The sequence below is a fragment of the Bifidobacterium angulatum DSM 20098 = JCM 7096 genome, assembly GCF_001025155.1.
Classification (GTDB): domain Bacteria; phylum Actinomycetota; class Actinomycetes; order Actinomycetales; family Bifidobacteriaceae; genus Bifidobacterium; species Bifidobacterium angulatum.
This window is the reverse complement of the sequence record NZ_AP012322.1, coordinates 672799-693843: the sequence shown is the minus strand read 5'-3', so window position 1 is coordinate 693843 and position 21045 is coordinate 672799. Positions and strand designations below refer to the sequence as shown.

The following is a 21045-nucleotide window of genomic DNA, read 5'->3' as shown; positions in this document are numbered from 1 at the left end:
CCGGACGCCCCTATCGATTCCGTGTGTGTTTCGCGGCCTATCCGCACCACGGCGTCGATGCAGTCAGGCGATAGCCTGCCGGTTCAGCTGGCGAACAGGCTTCGTGCGGAATCCGCGGAAGACGCCTCCTCGACCTTGATGTTCACCTGGGCTGGGCTCAGCAGGAACACGCGCGGGGTCACACGCTCCATGGAGCCGTGCACGCCGAACACCACGCCGGCGGAGAAGTCCACGATACGGTAGGCGATCGGTTCTGCTACACCGGTCAGGTTGAGCACCACGGGGATGCCGTCGCGGATGGCGCGGCCCACCATCTGCGCATCCTCATAGGTCTTTGGATGGATGGTGGTGATACGGCTCATCTTGCCGGGGAAAGGAGTGGTTCGGGACGAGGTCGACTGCTGGGATGCCGGCGCAGCAGCAGGCATCGGCGTCACGGAGTGGTCGGAGTCGAACGTGCCTTCGGCTGCCGGCGCGGGCGCCTCCTCCACTGCGAAATCATCATCGTCCGCCACATCGGACATGCCGAGGTAGGACATCGCGTTCTTCATAAACCCTGCCATACAAGGTTCCTTTCCTTAAATTTTTCAGGCCTTCGTCAGCGAAGAAAATCCGGAATATCCAAATCGTCGCCCAGGTCGGCAGAATACGAAGGATTCTGGGGCTGCGGGGTTTCGCCCGGCGCTGGAGCAAACGTGAACGGGGACTGCTGAGGGGCGGCCTGTTGCGGAGCCGCCTGCTGGGGTGCCGCCTGGGCCGGTTCGGCTGCGGGAGCGGACTGCGCGGCAGGAGCAGGTTCGGCCTTGGGTTCAGCCGCAGGTGCCGTTGCGGGAGCGGACTGCGCCGCCTGTGCGGCACGTTCCTCGGCGGTGGGCTTGTTGGAGTCGAAGCCTGCCGCGATAACGGTGATGCGCACTTCGTCGCCATAGGCGTCGTCGAGGGCAAGACCCCAGATGATCTGCGCTTCGGGGTGAATGGCCTTGCGCACGAGCTCCACGGCAGCGGAGGCCTCCTGCAGGCCGATATCGGTCGGGCCGGCAACGTTGATCAGTGCACCGTGGGCGCCTTCGATGCTTTCCTCCAGCAGCGGCGAGCTGATGGCCAGCTCGGCGGCCTGGGTGGCGCGATCCTCGCCCCGCGCGGAACCGATGCCGAACAGTGCGGTGCCGGCGCCACGCAGAATGGCGGTGACATCGGAGAAATCAACGTGAATGTAGGAGTTGGAGGTAATGAGGTCGGTAATGCCCTGCACGCCGGACAGCAGTGCGCCGTCGGCGGTCTTGAACGCATCCATGATGGTGATGGAGCGGTCGGACAGTTCAAGCAGGCGATCGTTCGGAATGACGATGAGCGCGTCGACTTCCTGACGCAGGTTCTCGATGCCGAATTTGGCGGAGGCGGCACGCTGCGGGCCTTCGAAGGAGAACGGACGGGTGACCACGGCGATGGTGAGGGCCCCCTGCTGGTGAGCCGCACGGGCGACGATCGGGCTTGCGCCGGTACCGGTGCCGCCGCCCTCACCGCAGGTGACGAACACCATATCGGCGCCCTTCAGCGCCTCTTCGATATCGGACTGATGGTCCTGTGCGGCCTTGGCGCCCTTCTCCGGGTCGGCGCCTGCGCCGAGCCCACGGCTGGTCTGGTCGGACAGGGAGATCTTGACGTCGGCGTCCGAGCGAAGCAGATCCTTGGCATCGGTGTTGATAGCCACAAATTCAACGTTTTGCAGACCTTCAGCGATCATGCGGTTTACGGCGTTACCACCTGCACCACCGACACCGACAACCTTGATATTGGTCTTGTCGTTCAACTCAGTCTGGGCGTTCTCGCTCACGTTTGGCTCCTGTCCTTACACGGTTACGCATAACTCTAGCGCAGGGCACGCCCGTTTCGGGCGTTTTTTTCAAGTGTATGCATACATTATCAGGTGATTTTCAGGTTTCTGGTTCTCCGCGTCGCCTGCACCGCGTGTTCCCCTCGTGGCCCCGTGGTCGGTTCCTTGATCCAAGCCCCTAATAGCCTGCATCCATGGGGTCGTCGCCGAACAGCGTTTCCCGTTCCTCATGGGTGGTGGTTCGGGACTCCAGCCAGCCGTACGGCACATGCACCTTCTTGGCGAAACGCACGCGACCGCGAGGCTTGTCCACCACACGCTGCGGGAACACCATGTTCGGATCGAGCCGGCCGATCTCGCGGCGCACATCGTCAAGCGACTCGCATTCCATGAACGCCTTGCGCGTGGAACCGCCCACGGGGAAGCCCTTCAGATACCACGCGACGTGCTTGCGCAGATCGTGCACGGCCATGCGCTCGTCGCCGTCGTAGAAGCGGGTCAGCAGTTCGGCATGACGTTCGATCACCGCACAGACCTCGCCCAGTGTGGGGTTGATCCGCTGCGTGGAGCCTTCGAACGCATGCTTGATGTCGGCGAACAGCCACGGGCGGCCCTGGCAGCCACGGCCGATGGCCACGCCGTCGCAACCGGTCTGGTCGATCATGGCCAGCGCATCGTCCGCACCCCAGATATCGCCGTTGCCGAACACGGGGATGTCAAGCTCCTGCTTCAATTCGGCGATGCGGGTCCAATCGGAATGCCCGCCATAGTATTCGGCGGTGGTGCGGGCGTGCAGCGTCACGGCGGCGCACCCCTCCTCCTGGGCGATATGCCCGGCCTGAAGGAACGTCTCATGCTCATGGTCGATGCCGACGCGGAATTTCGCCGTTACGGGAATATTCGCCGCAGAGCATACCTTCACCACGCGGCTGATGATCTCCTGCAGCAGGTCGGTTTTCCATGGCAGCGCGGATCCGCCGCCACGACGGGTGACCTTGGGCACCGGGCAGCCGAAGTTCAGATCGACATGATCGGCCATGTTCTCATCGACCACGATCTTCGCCGCCTGCTCCACAATGGCCGGGTTCACGCCGTACAGCTGCAGCGAGCGCACCCGCTCGCTCGGGTCGAAGCGGCATAGGCGCAACGCCTTGGGGTTGCGTGCGACCAGTGCGCGTGCGGTGATCATCTCCGCAACGTACAGGCCGCTGGGTCCGTACTGTTCGCACAGCACACGGAATGGCCAGTTCGTCACCCCGGCCATGGGCGAAAGCACCACGGGCGTGGGCACGTCGATGTTGCCGAGTTTCACCGGCGCGATCCGGTGCGAAGCGGCATGCTGCGAATGCTGCGGCGAACAGGGGTTCTCCCCTACTCGGCAGCCTTCATGCACGTCGATTGTTTCTTCGTTGGTTGCCACGATTCGATACGACTCCAATAGGGCCTTATCGGTTCCATATGGTCCGATAAGGCCCCGGTACGGTTGTGTGTTTCGGTATGCCTGACGATTTCAGCCCGCCATCAGTCCGTTATCAGTACAGACCGCCGGCTTCGGCGATGTGGACGGAATCCGGCCATGCCTCGCCGCCCATTTCGACCGGCATCTGCGGCACGCTGACGCGCTTTTCGCCGATGCGCTCGGCAACGTAGTCGGCCACCTTGTCGAGGCTGACGCGCTCCTGCTGCATGGTGTCGCGTTCGCGGATGGTGACGGCCTGATCGTCCAGGGTGTCGAAGTCCACGGTGACGCACAGCGGGGTGCCGATCTCGTCTTCACGGCGGTAGCGGCGGCCGATGGCGCCTGCCTCGTCGTAGTCGATCATCCACTCGTGCTGGCGCAGATCGGCGGCGAGCTTCTGTGCCACGTTCTGCAGGTCGGGCTTCTTGCTCAACGGCAGCACGGCGGCCTTGACCGGAGCCAGGCGCGGGTCGAGGTGCAGCACGGTGCGCTTGTCGACGCCGCCCTTGGTGTTCGGCGCCTCGTCGACGTCGTAGGCGTCGACCAGGAAGCACATGAGAGAACGGGTCAGGCCGGCGGCCGGCTCGATGACGTACGGCACGTACTTTTCGCCGGTGGCCTGGTTGAAGTAGCTCAGATCCTCGCCGGAGTGCTTGGCATGAGCGGATAGGTCGAAGTCGGTGCGGTTGGCCACGCCTTCGAGCTCGCCCCAGTCGGAGCCTTGGAAGCCGAACTTGTATTCGATGTCGACGGTGCGCTTCGAATAGTGGGCGAGCTTCTCCTTCGGGTGCTCGTAGTGGCGCAGATTCTCCGGCTTGACGCCCAGGTCGAGATACCACTGGGTGCGTGCGTCGATCCAGTACTGGTGCCAGGCTTCGTCCTCACCGGGCTTGACGAAGAATTCCATCTCCATCTGCTCGAACTCGCGGGTGCGGAAGATGAAGTTGCCCGGGGTGATCTCGTTACGGAAGGACTTGCCCATGTTGGCGATGCCGAACGGCGGCTTCTTACGGGAGGAGGTCATGACGTTCTTGAAGTCCACGAAGATGCCCTGTGCGGTTTCGGGGCGCAGGTAGTGCAGGGAGTTCTCGTCTTCGACCGGACCGAGATGGGTGCGCAGCATCATATTGAAGTCGCGCGGTTCGGTCCACTTGCCAAGGGTGCCGCAGTCGGGGCAGGCGATGTCGGCCATGCCGTTTTCGGGCAGCTTGTCGCCATGCTTCTCGGCGTAGCTTTCCTCAAGCTTGTCAGAACGCTGGCGCTTATGGCAGTTGAGGCATTCCACCAGCGGATCGTTGAAGACGGCCACGTGGCCGGATGCGACCCACACGGGGGTCGGCAGGATGATGGAGGTATCCACGCCCACCACGTCGCCACGGGTGACGACCATGGAACGCCACCATTCGCGCTTGATGTTGTCCTTCAGCGCAACGCCGAGAGGGCCATAATCCCAGGCGGAACGGGTTCCACCGTAGATTTCGCCGGCGGGGAACACGAAGCCGCGACGCTTGGCAAGGGATACTACTTCATCGAGTTTGGACTGAGCCACAATGCACCTTCTGGTTCGAACGGTTTGGGGTCTATACAAGCGCACAGCCTACCGTTATGCGCTGACTTCTGCACGCCGTGACGGCGACGGAAAAATCCCCAAACCACCGGCGGTGAAAGGAGGATAAGCGCCGGCGGTTTGGGGAATGGGTTGAGAGGCGGAAGAAGCTACGAATCAGCCGTTTGCCTTGTTCTCGGCGGAGGAGCCGCTGAGCATCATCGACCAGATGTTGCATTCGAGCACCACGCTGTTCTTGGTGTCGTCGCCATCCTTGTCGATGCTGTAGGTCACGGTGTTCGGCACAGCGATACGCTCGATCTTCTGCACCGCGTCGACGAACGCGCGCATGGAGTCGTAGCTGCCGGAAGCGGTGATGGTCAATGGCACTTCGACCAGATGACCGGCCACGATGCTTTTCTGCGCCTGCGCCGGCAATGCCGCCTCGACCGCATCGTCGAAGGTGACGGACTTGATGGTCACGCCGGTTCCCGCCGCAGCCTGGTCGATCGAGGTGATGAAGGCCGACTGGTCGAAGTTCTCCGGCAGCTGCGCCTGCAGCTGCTTCAGACGCGCCCGCTGGATGGTCATGGTTTCGCTGGCGATCATCAGCTGGTCGATCTTCTTCTGCGTCTTCTCGTTCTGCGCTTCGATCTGCGCGGTCTGCTCGTCGGCGTTGTGGATCTTGTCAAGGCAAGGCGAGACGGCCGCCATCCATGTGATGAGGATGACCAGCACGATGCCTACGGCAAAGCCGATCCACGCAATTCTATGCTTGTTGAGGTTCATGATTATCGCTCACTCTCCGTTGAATCGTTTCCGTTGCCGCGTCAGTTGGACGAGCCTGACGTGCTGGAATTGGACGTGCCGTTCGACGCGCTGGCGTTGCCCGCCTCGGTGCCGCTTGCGGTCTTGGTCAGGTTCTCGCGCAGCTGCTTGAGCAATGCGCGGTGGGAGTCGTCGGCGCCTGCGGAGTTGTCGCCGCGCGAGGTGGTGTTGTCCGTCAGATCGATGGACACGCTGCCGGTGTAGGTGTACCCCTGGTCGCTGTCGGAACCGTTGGTGATGGAGCTGACGTCGCCGGTCATATACCCGTTGATGTGCGAGAAGTTCGAGATGAACGCCTCGGCGGACACGAAGTCGGGCGACTGCACGGTGAAGTCGATCGAGATCACGCCCTTGGACGCCCACACGGAGGAGGCGTTGTCGCCAGTGGACGACGAGGAGCTCTGATTGTCGCCGCCCAGCTGGTATTCGCTGAGCTTGAGGTTGGTGTATTTGCCGTTCGCGGGCAATGCGCCGTTGAGTCCGTCCGCCACCTTGTACCAATCGATTTCGTCGTACAGCATGGAGACGCGAGCCACCTGGCTGTCGGCCAGCAAGTTCAGGGTGTCTTCCACGTCCTTGTATTTGGCGCGCTGCTTCTGCAGTGCGATGGAATGCTCCTGCGCCTTGTCGGTGCGGTGGTTGGCGAAGCCGACCTGTGCCATCATCACGCCGCTGACCACGATCGCGGCGATCAGCACTGCGGCCAGTACGTAGGCGAGCAGGTATTTGATGGCGCGATCGCGGTTCAGGGCGATGATCGATTTCGGCATGAGGTTGGCGCGCATGACCCACTGGTCGGGCGTCTCCGCCTTGCCGCTGCGCTTGCTGCTGCCCCGGCTCAGCGCCTGGCCGATGTCGGAGAAGTCCATCGACAGAATCGAGGTCTTCTCCACGCCGCCTTCGTCGCCGCCGCGCTTGCCACGCTGGTTCTTGGCCGGCTTCTGCGCTTTCGTCTTGGCTTTGGAACTGCTGGTGCGCCGGGTCTTTTCTCCCCTGTCCCTGCTCATCGTGCCCTCTTTCCGATTACGAGTCCGAGCATTGCGGCCATATCGGTCGCATGCATCATGATGTCCTGTTTTCTGACTTCCTTGGTCAGCTTGAATTTCTCGAACGGGTCGCCGATGCGCACCACTTTGCCGGTGGAACTGGCGAGCACGGACGGGAAGCCTTCGAGCTGCGAGCCAACGCCGGTGAGGATGATGCCTTCGATGGTGCTGCCCTCGTGGTCGGTGCTGTAGTAGTTCAGGGTGTTGCGGATGCCGACGATGAGCTGGGCCGCGGTTTCTCGAATGACTTCCTCGGCTTTTTCGAGGCGTTCGTCGCCGACCACGTTCTGCAGGCCGAGACGCTGCTTGATCTGTTCGGCGTCTTCGAACGAGATGTTGAGCGCGTTGGCCACGGCGTCGGTCAGATCGTCGGTGCCGGATGGCACGACGCGCAGGTATGCGGGCTTGCCGTGGTCGAGCACGATCACGTCGGTGCTGTTGCTGCCCACGTTCACCACGGCTTCGAGCTTTTCCTGGCTTGGGTCGCCGAACAGTCGCGACAATGCGAACGGCGCCGCGTCCACGGAGGTGACGACGAATCCGGCGTCTTCGATGACGCGCGCGGTTTTCTCCAATCCGGCGCGAAGCGTGGCGACGATCAGCCCGTGCAGCTGCTGCCCCTGGTCGCCTTCCTCCAGCGACAGCGGCACGAAGTCCAGTACGGATTCCTCCGCCGGCAGCGGGATCATGCTTTTGGCCTGGAACGGCAGCGTGGCACGCAGGTCGTCGAGCGCCATGTATGGGAAGTCGGCTTCGCGGAAGACCATGCGGCGGCTGGAGTACAGCAGCGCGGTGTCTTCGCGCGGGTATTTGAACCGCTTGACGAGTGTTTCCAACAGGCCTTTGACGGTGGTTTCGTCCACCACTTCGCCGTCGACCACGGTGCCGTTGGGCAGCGGGAAGACCTGGAAATGCTTGATGGTGGGGTGCGCCGAGTAGGGGTCGGCAATGACCGCCGCGCGTATGGCGTCGTTGGACAACGCCAGTATCGAGATAGCTCTCATGGACTCTCCTCTTGTTGTGGGCTCTAGGCGAGGCCCGAAATCTGCAGATACCAGTTGGCGATGAGCGCACCGGCGTAGATGCCGATCCATGCGCCGATCACCATGGACGGGCCGAAGGGTATGCCGCCGCGCAGCTTGACCTTGTGCAGGGCGAGCAGCACGATGCTGATGATTCCTCCGACGAAGAACGCGGCGAATGCACCGACGATGAGCTGCGGCCAGCCGAGCCAGCCGAGCGTCAAGCCGATGAGCACGGCGAGTTTGATGTCGCCGCCGCCCATGCCGCCTGCCCAGACGAGCGCGAGCAGCAGGTAGAATGCGCCGAGCACCACTGCGCCGATAAGCGCGTGCACCATGCGCATCCAATCGCCGGTGAGCAGCGAGGCCAGTGCGAGTAGCACCGCGGTGATGCCCAGGCTCGGGTAGATGATGACGTTCAGAATGAGATGGTGGTCAAGGTCGATGAACGCCACCACGATCGACACCGCGGCGAAGAACAGCAGTGCGGGCAGCGCCCACGGCTCGTAGAAGCCGAACACCGCCCCGGCCATCACTGCGGCGAAGGCCACGCCGGTCAGGCTTTCGACCAGCGGGTAGCGCACGGCGATGGGCTCCTTGCAATGACGGCATTTCGCGCCGAGCACCAGCCAGGAGACGACGGGGATGTTGTCGTACCATGCGATCTGCGCCTTGCAATTGGGGCAGAAGCTGCGTTTGGGGTTCACGATGCTGATGTGGTTGGGTACGCGCCAGATCACCACGTTGAGGAACGAGCCGATGATGGCGCCGATCACCAGCGCGGCGACCATCACCACCACGGCGGTGGTGGTGTCGAGCAGCAGATGCGGTTGCGTGTTCATGCGATCACCAGCCCGTATACGTGGCGCCGATTTCCTTGGAGGTCACGTATCCCTTGTATTGGGAGGCTTCGTGCGTGGTGACGACGGTGCCGCCGCTGGAGCCGCCGGAGCTGCCGCCACCGCTTGGGCCGCTGGAATCCCATTGCACGGCCGCGTTCCACACCTGCGATTTGATGGAGCGGTCGAGGTAGTCGGTGGACGAGCCGCAGGCGGCCATGCGAACGTCCGGTTTGCCGTCGGTGCGCGCGTAGGCGGAGACGCCGCCGATCTTATCGCCGGGGTAGACCTCGGTCAGGCATTGGCCGTTGGCTTGGAAGGTGCCTTTGTCGCTCTTGTTGGCGGCCTTGGCGTTGTAGCGCGTGAAGGTCGTTGCGGCGCCCTCGTTGTCGGTGAGTTTGATCGTGTCGCCGTCAATGACGAAGTACTTCTTCGCGCCGTTTACGCTCTTCCAGATCTTGGTCGGCGTGCCGGAGCCGTCGGTGGAGGTGTTCTCGTCGTATTCGGCGTGGTCGTCCGGCGCGGCCTCGTTGTGGTCGGCGGCACTGCAGTAGTCCGTGGCATGCAGGTCGGAGTCCTGCTGTGCGGGGTTGCCGGTCAGTGCTTTCTTGTAGCAGTACGGGTTGAAATCGCCGGATTTCACATGGCAGGTGTCGGTGTAGGTGTCGGTGCCGTCCGCGGAGGTGGACAGGCAGAATCCGGAGGTCTCGTTCACCAGCTGCTGGGTGGCGGCTCCGGCTTCGCCGGCCTGGCCGAAGGATGCGGTGGCGTTCTCCATATCGCCAGCCACGTCGAACCATGCGGTCACGTCGGCGGCATAGCTCCATTTCGAAGTGCCAAGGAAGCGGACTTGCAGGTTGGCGAAGTCATCGATGTTGGATGCCCAGTGGCCGCCGCTCAGATACCGAATATCCTGCCCGGGGTTCACGCTGGTCGAAACCTCCAGCACCTGGAAGCGGGTCTTCTTCTGCTTCTGCACGCCGCCTACCGAGAAGCCCTGCGATTCGGGCAGGCTGCTGTCGTAGGCCGCGGCCTGATCCTGCACGGAGGAGAGTTCGTTGAAATACCCGGCGTTGATGAAGCCGTTGTAGAACGCCCACTTCTGGTACAGGTTGAGCGTGCTGTTGGGGTCGCGCTTCTCCTTCTGCTGCGGCCCGTCGTCACCGGTGTTGGTGTAGTAGTCGGCCTGGCCGGCGATGTTCACGCCGTAGGAGGTGCCGCATTTCTGCAGGGTGGCCGGGGCCGCGATGCCGCCTCCGATATTGGAGCTGCTGATGTCTGCACCGGTGACACACAGCGACATGTCGGAGCTGGGGCGGATGGTGTTGTCCGTCCAATACACCCATGTGTTGAGCTTGGAGTATGTGCCGTTGGCCTTGCACTGTTCGGTGTAGCGTACAGCGCTGTCGCTGCTGGTGGTCTTATGCGCCTGCGGGATGATGACCAGCGCGGAGCCGACCTGCGGCATGCCGGTGGGGTCGACCATCTGGTCCAGGGTCTCGGCCTTGTCGACCACCTTGGTGGTGGCCAGCATGCAGGTCTGGTTCACCGGGTTCATCACGCTGGAGGGCGAAATGGGATCGGAGCCACCCGAGGTTCCCGAACCGTTGGCGTATTTGACTTCGCCGGTCGGGTTCTTGTCGGTGTCGAAGTCGGGCTTGGCGATGATCTTCCATGTGGGCTGGTTGTCCATACGCCCGTTGTATGGGGCGGCGGCGTAGAAGCCCATGCCGACGCGGCCGCCGCCACCGGATGGGGTGGGCGGCGTGGGCGGCGGGGTGACGCTGCTCTGCTGTTCGAACTTGTAGACGGCTCGCATGGAGCGCAGCGGATTGGATTCGCTGCCGGTGCGCCCGTTCGGGTAGCGGTTGATGTAGCCGTAGGATTTGGCCACCGCGTATTTCACGCCGCTTAGGCCGCTGGTGGTGGTGATCTGGTTGGTGCCGCTGGCGTCGGGGTCGCCGTCGAAGTAGGCGATCTCCACTTTGTACGACATGTTCGCCGGCGCGTAGGCGATGGTGCTGGCGTTGGCGGTGCCCGCATTCACGGCGACGTTGTTGAGCAGTACGGTGCCGCCCGCGGTTTTGGTGAACTGTTCGTCTTTGGCGGCCGCGCCCTTATCGGCGACGGTGGTGGGCAGTAGTGCGGAGGCGCTGCCGCCGGCTTCGGCCTCGCGCAGGAAGCTCAATGCGGCTTCGAGCCCGGATTCGGCGGCGTAGCCGGCCTGGGCATTGGCCCTGTTGTTCTTGTAGGGCAATGCCTGGGCGAGCAGGATGCTCAATACCAGTGCGGAGGTGGCGAGCACCACCATCACGAACATGATGGCCATGAGCATGGCGGCGCCCTGCTCCCCCACGCAGGCGTTGAGGCGTGCGCGGTAGCGTTTGTTCAATGTTGCCCAAAGCTGCGAATGCTTCATGGTTGCTTCCTCTCCCCAGCCGTCAGGCGGTGGCGTTCATGGCGTCGAACATGGAGAACATCGGCATGTACAGGCCGAGCACCATGAAGCCGACCACCACGCCAAGCACCAGGATCATCAATGGTTCAAGCAGTGAGGTGAGCTGCTTGGCCATGGATTGCGCTTCCTCGTCGTAGGCTTTGCCGGCGCTGGCGAGCATCTGGTCGATGGCGCCGGAGTCCTCGCCGATGGAGACCATTTGGGTGAGCATGGTGGGGAACACGTTTTCGCTGGCCATGCTGTCGGAGAGGCGGTAGCCGCGTTCCACCAGGTTGGAGACGCGTTTGGAGGCGGTGTCGAGCACATAGTTGCCGGAGGTGGAGCCCACGATGTCGAGGGCGTTGAGAATCGGCACGCCGGAGGCGAGCATGGACGAGAAGTTGTTGCAGAAGCGCGCCAGGGCCACGTTGGTGTTGAGCTTGCCAAATACCGGCGCCTTGAGCAGGAACGGCTCCCACCAGGAGCGAATGAAGTCCTTGTTGCGGTTGCGCCGCCAGAACATGAAGAATGCGATGAGCCCCACGATGACCAGCGGAATGGCCACGGGGGCGACTTTGCCCATGGCCACCATGATCTGCGTGATGAGCGGCAGGGTGGCGTTCATGGATTTGTACATGTTGTCGAACATGGGGACGATGGTGAGCAGCATCACGGCGACGAGCGCCAGGGCGATGCACAGCACAACCACCGGGTAGGCGAGGGCGGATTTGATCTGGCCCTGCAGGCGCACGTCCGCTTCGAAGCTGTCGGCCACGGTGATAAGCGATTTGTCAAGGAAGCCGCCGGTTTCGCCGGCACGCACCATGTACACCATGACGGGCGGGAAGATGTCGTCCTCGTTTTCCTCCATGGCCTGGGAGAAGGATGAGCCGGCTTCGATCTTGGCGGCGCATTCTGCCAGCGCGGTGCGCAGCTTCTCGTTGCGGGTCTGTTCGATGACGATGTTCAGCGCGCGGATGAGCGAGACACCTGCAGAGACCATGGTGGCGAGCTGGCGCGAGGTGACGGCGAAGTCCTTTTTGGAGGGCAGTTTGGCCAGGCCCTTGATTTCGATGTTCTTGTTGAGGCCGGTGCCTGCGGAGAGGTTCACCAGTTCGGTGGGGATGGCACCCATCTGGGTGATGCGTGCCACGGCCTGATCGCGCGAGTTGGCTTCGATGGTGCCCTTCATCTGCTTGGAGCCGTCGAGCGAGACGCCCTTGTACTTCCACTTCTGCGTGGTGTTCTGCTGCAGTGGCGCTTGTGCCTGTGCCTTGGCCATGGATTCCCCTCAATTACCGAATGGCGTACATAATATTTTCGTGAATATGAGTAAGGTGTCGAAGGCATCATTTGCCTTCGACACCTCAGTCATCAAATGTTCAGCCCGTTATTTATCAGGGCTTAGCAGGAGCAGCAGCCTTGGCTTCTTCCTTAGTCTCGCCAGTCGAAGAATTATATGTATACTTCTTGGTTCCATCATTGGTGTCTTGTCCAGAGACCTCGTAGGCATTGCCACCCAAATCAGAAATCGTAATCGTCACATCCTTAGATACAGTGACGGTATTATCACCAATTTTGCCAGTATTTCCCTTGTAGGTCTTTGCCCAAGTGCTATCAAACTTGCCGTTATTGCTGGTCATAGCGGTCTCAACAACTAGACTTGCATTCTTAACGTCAGACTGAATGGTGCTATTCCATGCGGCCTTGCGCTGGTTCAGGTAGATCGGAACAGCCACTGCGGCAAGGATGCCGATGATGATGACCACGACAAGCAGCTCGACGAGGGTGAAGCCCTTTTCACCGTTGGCGCGACGCTTCAGTGCATTCTGCACACTCTTCATATTGGATTCTTCCCTCCAATTCAGCGGAGAGTGGCTGCAAAACTCATGTCCCACACAACAGACATTTCCAACCAGTGCTTCCCCCACGGAATACCTATTGGAATCGCAACCAATCTCCTGTTGCCGAACGCCCATCTGCGGACTTCCGGCACCTTGCCCTGCCCTTATGGGCAGGGCCTCAGTTTTGTGAACTGATGGCTCCTATAGTACGTCGTTATGCAACCGTTGTCAAACCAAGAAACCCAATATTTGCACCACATCTGTTGATTAACGCGTTTAATTCCTGCAAACGATGGTATTACAGAATCTTTACTTTATTTCATCAACTAATGCATTATCGATCATGCACTCCGCTTTTTCGCACGCATACCCCCGTCGCAACCCCCGTCGTTACAAGGTCTGCGCCACGGCCACAAAACGTTAACGCCGTTTATGTTTATGAAAACACAAAAACAAATCCATGACCATCGCCGCTTCCGCCAGCCTGCCGGCTCCCCGAAAATCCCCTCTGCACCATGTGTCCGCATCATGAATCCCGCGTGTCGCACGCCATCGCCGCTTCCGCCACATACCTCTCCATATGCGGCATACCTATATATAAAGCTCCTCAATCAGCCGCACCCGGCACGTGTGGCAGCAACAAGCCCCGCGCCCGCCACCAGCCAGCGGCAGACACGGGGCCCCGAAAACGCTCCGGGCATTACAGCCGAGAACTTGTCCACAGTGTACACGACCCGGCCCACGCCCCGGCTCATACCGCTCAGCTGCACACCGAAAAATCCGGCGTGGGGTTCGTGGCCTTCACATTGCGTGCGGTGAACGTGGTAGTCACATTCGAAGTGATCGGCTTGCCGCCCGAATACGAGCCGGCCACCGGCGAGAAAGTCAGCACCTTCTTCATGCCGTCCAGGCCGAACATCTGCGCGCCGAACAAGGAATCGTCCGACGTGACACCACTGCTCGACGAATGGTTCATCAGCGAGCCGAGCACCACATTCGAACTCCACGAAGCCGCCCCGGCATCCTTGGTCTTAAGCACCAGCTTGCCATAGGTGTTCACCGTGCCGTTCGCCCACGCGGCCTCATCGTATTGCAGCACCACGCAGCGCTGCTTGCCGGCGGCCTCGCCCGGCATAAGCATGGTGACCCGCTGCGCCGCATCATCGTATTCCATGGCGGAGGCGTAGCGCACATACCGGTCGATGCGCTGCGTGGCCGTGGCGATCTCGGACGCCGACCTGGTGCGGATCGCATCCGTGGTGGTGGTGTGCAGGAACTGGATGATGGACGTGAGGAAGATGCCGGAAATCATCATGAAGATGAACATCGCCACCATCAGCTCCACCATGCTCACGCCACGCTCGCCCCGCCGTGCGGGGAATACGGTACGCCGACCAGCGCCACAGCCTGCCCGAAGCCCACGCCGCATCCGACGCACAACACCACTCATACCCGCTTCGCATTCCCTATTCATCGTCATCGCTCCCCCGTTTCCTTCACACGCCTGCCGGCTTGGCTTTTGCTCTGGCATCATGGCACCGATCACACAATCAGCTTCCAGTCGGCATTCACGTCAAGCACCGTGGCCGTGGTGTAAATGCAGGTCTTGTTCTTGGTCAGGTTATCCGGCCATGTCACGCCCACCACCACGCGGATCACAGGAACATAGGTGCTGGTGGAACCGGACTCGAACGCCTTGGTGACCGGCTTGGTGGGCGTCCACACATCACCCGAGGCGTCGCCGCCGTTCACATAGTCCAGGCCGTGATTGGGAAGCCCCCATGCGCTGGCCGTCTTGACCTGCATGGTGCCGGAAAGCCGGTAGGCCTTCTCCACCACCGTATACACCGTGAACTCGGACTGCTTGAAATCCTTGCCGGTGGTGGTACGAGCCGGATGGATGTATTTATCGGAGGAGTCGGCCGTGGCGGCCCAGCCCAGATCCTTCAGTTGCGTGGTGACGGCGCCGTTGGCAGTGAAGGCACCGGCCTTCTGCAATGCCGTATAGGCGTCGTCCACTCTGGACTCGCCCATGCCTTTGGTCAGCTCGTCGAAATACGAGTCGGAATTCACCGAGGCGATCTGCGCCTGCACACGCTCCACACCATCGTCGCCCAGTGAGACGGCGGTGGAACGCATCTGCTGCGCGTACGATGTGCGAATCGCCGTCACCGCGAACTGCGCCGCCGCCAAGCCGACCAGGCTCAGCACCAGCACGGCCACAATGGTCTCCACCAACGTGAAACCCCGTTCGCCACGTTTCGGCATGCCTCGTTTCAACATGCGCCCAGTCAGCATCACGCCTTCGGCCCCGCCTTCCTGCGGGGAGCCGACGCCTCTTCTGCGCCCCATATTCAGCCCTTCCACGCTGACGCCCGCCCATCAGTGGGCACGCGATCATAAGACCTGACAACACAACCACGCATTATCACTCTTTGCTTGACTATACCACGATACCGTGCCAACGTTTTCAGAACAGAAGACGTCTCACAAACCCTGCTGTATTAGGTTTTTCCAGATTCATCCTTTACAATGACTACGAAAGTCTGCAATTATTTTGCATACGTTACAGTCCGCGGCTCCGGCAAGCACGGAAGCTCCGAAACCGCGGACGAACAAGCCCCACAGTGGCGTGCGGGGCGGGGAGGAGGAGTCATGAGCATGAGTGACGCCGCAGGAGCTCTGTTCAATTTCAGACGGAAAAACAAAGACGAAGACGACACCGCGCCGCACGTCAGCACCGGCGACATCCCACAGGTGTTCGCACCGACGCCCACCGGAGCCGTGCCACGGCACGCCGCCGAAAACATGACGCTGCCCAAGCCGGAAATGCCCGAAGACGGCGACGAGAAAATGGACGAGGAAACCGAACGCGCCAAGGCGCTGGCCCTGGCGCAAAGCCTGAGCTTCCCCTTCGTGGACCTCAACGAATACCAGATCGACGACAGCGTGATGAAACTCGTGCCCGATGACCTGTGCCGCCGCAACAACCTGCTGCCGCTGTCCATCATCAACGGGCGACTCACCATCGCCATGGCCGACCCGAAGAACTTCTCCGCCATCGACGACGTCTCCGCCATCACCGGCATGCCCGTCATCGCCATGGTGGCCATGCCATCCCAAGTGCAGGAATCCATCAACCGACACCTGCGCGCCAACGCCGAGCTCGACGAGATCTCGCATGAGGTCGCCGTCACCGCCAAAAAGGAAATCGACCTCGAAAAGGACGATGCCGAAGCGTCATCGCCCGTCGCACGATTCGTCACCCTGCTCATCAACCAGGCCATCGACGACCACTGCTCCGATATCCACATCGAACCGCAGGAGGACGGCCTGCTCGTCCGCTACCGCATCGACGGCGTACTGCACGTGTTCCAGCGGGCACCCCGCGCCATGACCGCCGGCGTGATCAGCCGTATCAAGGTGATGTCCGACATGGACATCGGCGAGCGCCGCAAGCCACAGGACGGCCGCATCACCGTCAAGCACAACGGCGAGAAGGTCGATTTGCGTGTGGCCGCACTGCCGACCGTGTGGGGTGAGAAAATCGTCATGCGAATCCTCAGCACCCCGGCAGGCAACCTGAAGGTGGCGGATCTGAACTTCAGCAAACGCAACTTCGAAGTGTATTCCAAAGCGTATTCGCGCCCATACGGCATGGTGCTGGTCACCGGTCCGACCGGTTCGGGTAAATCCACCACCCTGTACGCCACACTGGGCGACGTGGCCAAGCCGGAGATCAACATCATCACCGTCGAAGACCCTGTGGAATTTCGCATGAGGGGCATCAACCAGGTGCAGGTGAACAACAAGGCCGGCATGACCTTCGCCGCGGCACTGCGTTCCATCCTGCGAGCCGACCCCGATGTGGTGCTCATCGGCGAGATCCGTGACGCCGAAACGGCGAACATCGCCATCGAAGCCTCGCTGACCGGCCATTTGGTGCTTTCCACCCTGCACACCAACGATGCGCCGAGCGCCGTAACCCGTTTGACGGAAATGGGCGTGGAACCGTTCCTGGTGAGCTCGTCGCTGGCCGCCGTGATGGCACAACGACTGGCGCGACGCCTATGCAAGAAATGCTGCAAGGCCGACCAGGCCACACCGGTGGAACTCAAGCTGATGGGCGTGCCGTACAAGCCGGGCGACCCGTTGCCGACCGTGTACCGCCCCGTGGGGTGCCGTGAATGTTCCAACACCGGGTATCGCGGGCGCGTGGCCATCCAGCAGGTGATGGGCGTGGACGCGAAGATGGAGGACATGATCGCCAAGGGCGCCACCTCGCTGGATATTCAGGCCGCGGCAGAGGCCGCAGGCATGACCAGTCTGCGTGACGACGGCTGGCAGAAGGTGCTGGAAGGCATCACCTCCGTGGACGAGGTGCTGCGCGTCACCGTGTAGCAGCGTGGACGATGACGTGCCACCGATTTCGTGGTTGTGACCGGCGGCACGGCACACGCTCATACACGTGCATGCACGTTCATGCACGTTCATGCACGTTCATGCACACTGTACCCGCGCTCATCGGGCAGCCGCCCAACGGCCAATGCGCCGGGGCGGCGCTCCCCCAAGATTTTCAACGAAGAAAGCAATCGAGATTAAGGACAACACATGACTGATGCGGCAGAGCAGGCCGAGTGGGATTCGGACAATGGCTCATATCTGGCCGGGTTGAAAGGCGTGACCATTCCCGGCACCGCCCCCTCGCTCAACGAATCGTACAAACGCGGTCGCCACGGCTCATCCGAAGACGCGTTGCGAGCCAACGCATCCGACATGATGGGCATCTTCGAATCACTGAACGGCAAACCAGCCGTGCAAATGACCGTCGAATCGATTGTCCCGGCAAAACCGGCCCCGAAAGCCGAAGGCGACGACGCAGAGAACGCCGACAACGCCAATCAGACGGCACGCGGCAACGAAGACGAACACAGGAAAGCCAACGGCGCAACCGCAGCCTCGCCCACAGCCGCCCAGCACCAGCCGACCTCACGCCAGTCCGCCCCGAGCCAAGTCGACGCCACAGCACACGGCGACGGCAACAAACGCCACACCAAACCCTGGTTCTCCAAACCGGCCCCCTCCACGCCCGCACAGCGCCCCGCGCCATTCCCCGAAGCCCAAAAGCCCTCCATGACGCCGGTCGAAGACTATTACACCATGCCCGAAAACACGTTCGAAGAGCAACAAGACGAGCCATTGACGGCGCGCATGCCCGAACTCGACCCCGAATTCACGCGCGACACCGGCACAACACCGAAAATCCCATTGAACAGCATTCCCTCACCGCTGCCCGTCACCGATTTCGTAGTGCCGGAAACCACCGGCTCCGACAAAGACGCCATCCCGCCGCAACGGCTGGAAAAAGCCCGGCTCGTAGAGGAAACCCTACGCGCCGAACACCCCGACGCAGACGACGAGTTCGTAGCCGCCATCCGCCAGCTCGTGGAATTGAACGCCTCCGATCTGCACCTGGTGATCAACGACCCTCCCATGCTGCGCGTGGATGGCAAACTCCAGCCCGCCAAAGACCTGAGCGTGTGGAACAAAGACCACACCTTCGCCGCCGTGCAGACCATGACCAACGATCTGGAACTCGAACGCTTCAAAGACGATCTGGAACTCGACATCTCATTCTCCATCGGCGACCTGCTACGCTTCCGCGTAAATGTATACCACGACCGCCTGGGCGTCTGCGCCGCGCTACGAACCATCCCCACCGAAATCAAAACCGCCAAGCAGCTCGACCTCGACCCGCGCATCGCCGACCTGGCGCTGCTGCCGCGCGGACTGGTGCTCGTATGCGGCCCGACCGGCTCCGGAAAGTCGACCACCTTGGCCGCGATCGTAGACAAGGCGAACGCGGAACGCGCCGACCACATCATCACCATCGAAGACCCGATCGAATTCGTGCACCAGCACAAGCGCTGCGTAATGAGCCAGCGCGAAGTGGGCACCGACACGAAAAGCTTCGCCGAAGCGCTGAAGCGAGCGCTTCGCGAAGACCCTGACATCATCGAAGTAGGTGAGCTTCGAGACCTGGAGACCATCTCCACCGCATTGACCGCAGTGGAAACCGGCCACCTGGTGTTCGCCACCCTGCACACGCAGGACGCAGGCTCCACCGTGGACCGTCTGATCGACGTATACCCGGAGAACCAGCAGCAGCAGATCCGCATGCAGGTGGCGTCCACACTGCGCGCCGTGGTCGTGCAAACCCTACTGCCCCGCGCCAGCGGGCATGGCCGAGTGCCCGCCACCGAAGTGATGCTCAACACCCCGGCCGTGGCGGCACTGATCCGCGGCGGCAAAGCCCATCAGATCCGCACGGTGCTGCAATCCGGCGAAAAGGAAGGCATGCACACGCTCGACCAGGATCTGGCGCGCCTGGTGAACAAGGGCACCGTGAAATACGAGGACGCCCTCGCCAAAGTGCAGGTGCTTGAGGAGTTCGAGAAGATGGCCGGCGCCCGGTCCGTGTTCTAGAAGCGGCGGAGCCGGAATCCGGAGACGCTTTTCTTTCTTCCGTAACCGCCCCAAGGGTGTGAAGCAGACAAACGGCTTCACACCCTTCTGTTTTGAGCAATCCGATCAGAGCGAACGACGGCACATATTCCCTGCTGTTCTGGAGAATTCCGTAGGGGGTTTGCGGTTCCGTAGGTGTTCGCCTTCCGAAACCGCGAATGGAGACGGCTGAAATACAGCGGTTTCCGCAACCGCTTTCCAAGCCCAACCACCTACGGAATGCAAAAACCACCTACGGAATCCCGGACTACAGCTGTTCATACCATTCGTGCTCATCTTCACGCGGCGGCACACCGATCCGCCGCAAAAACAAGCGAGTCACCACGACCGCATGAAAGAAGAACGACCTGGGATAGACTGGGCAGGCATGGATGCTCTGAGGGGCATAATCCAAAAGAGCGCAATCCGAGGAAACGCCTAGGGAAGAGCGATTACAGAAAAAGGGGCTGACGCAGGATGATGTTCTACGATGCCAACCGACGTGGTTCGCGCATTGCGGCGAGGATTCTCATCGCGCTGCTGATCGTGGCCGGAGGCATTGGCATTGCCGGCCGCGGGCAGATTTCCAGCGGCGAGCTGGCAGACATTCGCGCCGTGATCGAATCCGCGAAATCCACACGCGCCACCGCAGCGGCAAGTATGGATTTCGCGCAAGGCACCATGCATGCCAACGATTTCCAAAGCGCCATCACGTCCACTCGCCAAGCCGTTGCCGATTATGACCAGTTGGCCGCGAGCGCCAGTCTCACGCGTTTCACTTCGGATTCGCCATTCGCCCAGTTCGTCTTCACCCCGCGAACCACCCTGCTGGGCACCGTCGACAGGCTCAACAACGCCGCGAATACCATGCAAACGCAAACAGCCGCGCTTATCGACGCCATGGAAACCAGTTTCGCCAACGATTTCCGCACCGATGGCGGGCATTGGATGGTACAGGTCGACGACCCAGCCGCCATCAACGAACTCGTTTCCCGCTATGGCAAGCAGCGTTCATACCAGACCTTGCAGGAGCATCTCGATGATCTGAAAAGCCTGTACAACCTGGAGCAGCGGGTGCGCCAACAGGTGGCGGATTCCATAGCCAGCCTGCACACGGAAGAGACGAACGCGGCGCAGATTGCCGTGCCGACCGAAGCGGGCGCGATGGATGCCGCCGGGTGGCTGGGCACGGCGCAATCGGTGGCGTCCACCTTGGGCGTGCAGGTCAAACAGACCAGCGTATACGGCTGCCCCGGCGCCGACGACAACGGAGACGACAACGCCGACATGGTGATCGGCTTCTTCTGTGGCGGCTCGCAAGCCAGCCGCAACGAGGTGAACATGCTGACCACACACCCGGAGTGGCCCACGGTGGAGCGCAGTCCGCTGCTGGTCGACTACACGAAGCATGAGCTGGCGCATCGTTCGATCATGATCGTGTGCGGCACCACCGAGCCTGAGATCGCCGCGAACCGGACGGAGGCGGTGACCAATTCGTATGCGGTGCAGTTCCTCGGCGCCAGCCGCGAGCGCATCGCAGGCAGTCAGCAGGGTTTGGCCGCGTATGCGATGGACGCGCAGAGCGACCAGATCGCGCAGTCCATTCACAACGGCACCTGTGCGTAAGCCACGCGGTGTCAATGCTTTTACCAGCATCGCGCCGCCATGTCAATACCCTTGGTCAAT

16 protein-coding genes are annotated in these 21045 nt (G+C 61.6%); 3 read left to right on the top strand and 13 right to left on the bottom strand.

Annotated elements, in window-relative coordinates; genetic code table 11:
- Positions 1–83: 83 nt before the first annotated feature.
- The 13 genes from BBAG_RS02790 to BBAG_RS02730 form a co-directional block, all read right to left on the bottom strand.
- Positions 84–563, bottom strand: coding sequence for a cell division protein SepF (locus BBAG_RS02790; RefSeq protein WP_003825860.1), 480 nt, complete (start codon positions 561–563; stop codon positions 84–86).
- 35 nt (positions 564–598) lie between these two features.
- Positions 599–1834, bottom strand: coding sequence for a cell division protein FtsZ (gene ftsZ / locus BBAG_RS02785; protein ID WP_003825858.1), 1236 nt, complete (start codon positions 1832–1834; stop codon positions 599–601).
- Positions 1835–2012: 178 nt separating this feature from the next.
- On the bottom strand, positions 2013–3254 hold the full coding sequence (gene dusB / locus BBAG_RS02780; RefSeq protein ID WP_231855891.1) for a tRNA dihydrouridine synthase DusB: 1242 nt from the start codon (positions 3252–3254) through the stop codon (positions 2013–2015).
- A gap of 112 nt (positions 3255–3366) precedes the next feature.
- Positions 3367–4842, bottom strand: coding sequence for a glycine--tRNA ligase (locus BBAG_RS02775; protein ID WP_047750065.1), 1476 nt, complete (start codon positions 4840–4842; stop codon positions 3367–3369).
- Positions 4843–5016: 174 nt separating this feature from the next.
- Positions 5017–5628, bottom strand: a complete 612-nt coding sequence (locus tag BBAG_RS02770; RefSeq protein WP_003825852.1) for a type IV pilus inner membrane component PilO — start codon at positions 5626–5628, stop codon at positions 5017–5019.
- Between the two features lie 41 nt (positions 5629–5669).
- Positions 5670–6674, bottom strand: a complete 1005-nt coding sequence (locus BBAG_RS02765; protein ID WP_003825850.1) for a hypothetical protein — start codon at positions 6672–6674, stop codon at positions 5670–5672.
- Positions 6671–7717, bottom strand: a complete 1047-nt coding sequence (pilM, locus tag BBAG_RS02760; RefSeq protein ID WP_003825848.1) for a type IV pilus assembly protein PilM — start codon at positions 7715–7717, stop codon at positions 6671–6673. The genes BBAG_RS02765 and pilM overlap by 4 nt, the downstream gene beginning before the upstream one ends.
- A 23-nt stretch (positions 7718–7740) precedes the next feature.
- On the bottom strand, positions 7741–8577 hold the full coding sequence (locus BBAG_RS02755) for a prepilin peptidase (protein ID WP_003825845.1): 837 nt from the start codon (positions 8575–8577) through the stop codon (positions 7741–7743).
- A gap of 4 nt (positions 8578–8581) precedes the next feature.
- Positions 8582–10993 carry a hypothetical protein gene (locus BBAG_RS02750; protein ID WP_003825842.1) on the bottom strand — a complete coding sequence of 804 codons (2412 nt, stop codon included), beginning with the start codon at positions 10991–10993 and terminating at the stop codon, positions 8582–8584.
- A gap of 22 nt (positions 10994–11015) precedes the next feature.
- Complete coding sequence (locus BBAG_RS02745; protein WP_003825840.1) at positions 11016–12293, bottom strand: type II secretion system F family protein; 1278 nt, start codon at positions 12291–12293, stop codon at positions 11016–11018.
- Positions 12294–12408: 115 nt separating this feature from the next.
- Positions 12409–12855, bottom strand: a complete 447-nt coding sequence (locus BBAG_RS02740) for a type IV pilin protein (RefSeq protein ID WP_003825838.1) — start codon at positions 12853–12855, stop codon at positions 12409–12411.
- A 760-nt stretch (positions 12856–13615) separates the two neighbouring features.
- Positions 13616–14305 carry a PilW family protein gene (locus BBAG_RS02735; RefSeq protein WP_231855890.1) on the bottom strand — a complete coding sequence of 230 codons (690 nt, stop codon included), beginning with the start codon at positions 14303–14305 and terminating at the stop codon, positions 13616–13618.
- A 92-nt stretch (positions 14306–14397) separates the two neighbouring features.
- A complete protein-coding gene (locus BBAG_RS02730; RefSeq protein ID WP_003825831.1) occupies positions 14398–15207 on the bottom strand; it encodes a type IV pilus modification PilV family protein in 810 nt (269 codons plus the stop codon).
- Positions 15208–15510: 303 nt separating this feature from the next.
- Here BBAG_RS02730 and BBAG_RS02725 point away from each other — a divergent pair, with 303 nt between their 5' ends.
- From BBAG_RS02725 to BBAG_RS02715, 3 genes are all read left to right on the top strand, one after another.
- A complete protein-coding gene (locus BBAG_RS02725) occupies positions 15511–17256 on the top strand; it encodes a GspE/PulE family protein (RefSeq protein ID WP_003825829.1) in 1746 nt (581 codons plus the stop codon).
- A gap of 210 nt (positions 17257–17466) precedes the next feature.
- Positions 17467–19341: a type IV pilus twitching motility protein PilT gene (locus BBAG_RS02720; RefSeq protein WP_003825827.1), complete on the top strand. Its 1875-nt coding sequence runs from the start codon at positions 17467–17469 to the stop codon at positions 19339–19341.
- Positions 19342–19836: 495 nt separating this feature from the next.
- A complete protein-coding gene (locus tag BBAG_RS02715; RefSeq protein ID WP_003825824.1) occupies positions 19837–20985 on the top strand; it encodes a hypothetical protein in 1149 nt (382 codons plus the stop codon).
- Positions 20986–21045 lie beyond the last annotated feature (60 nt).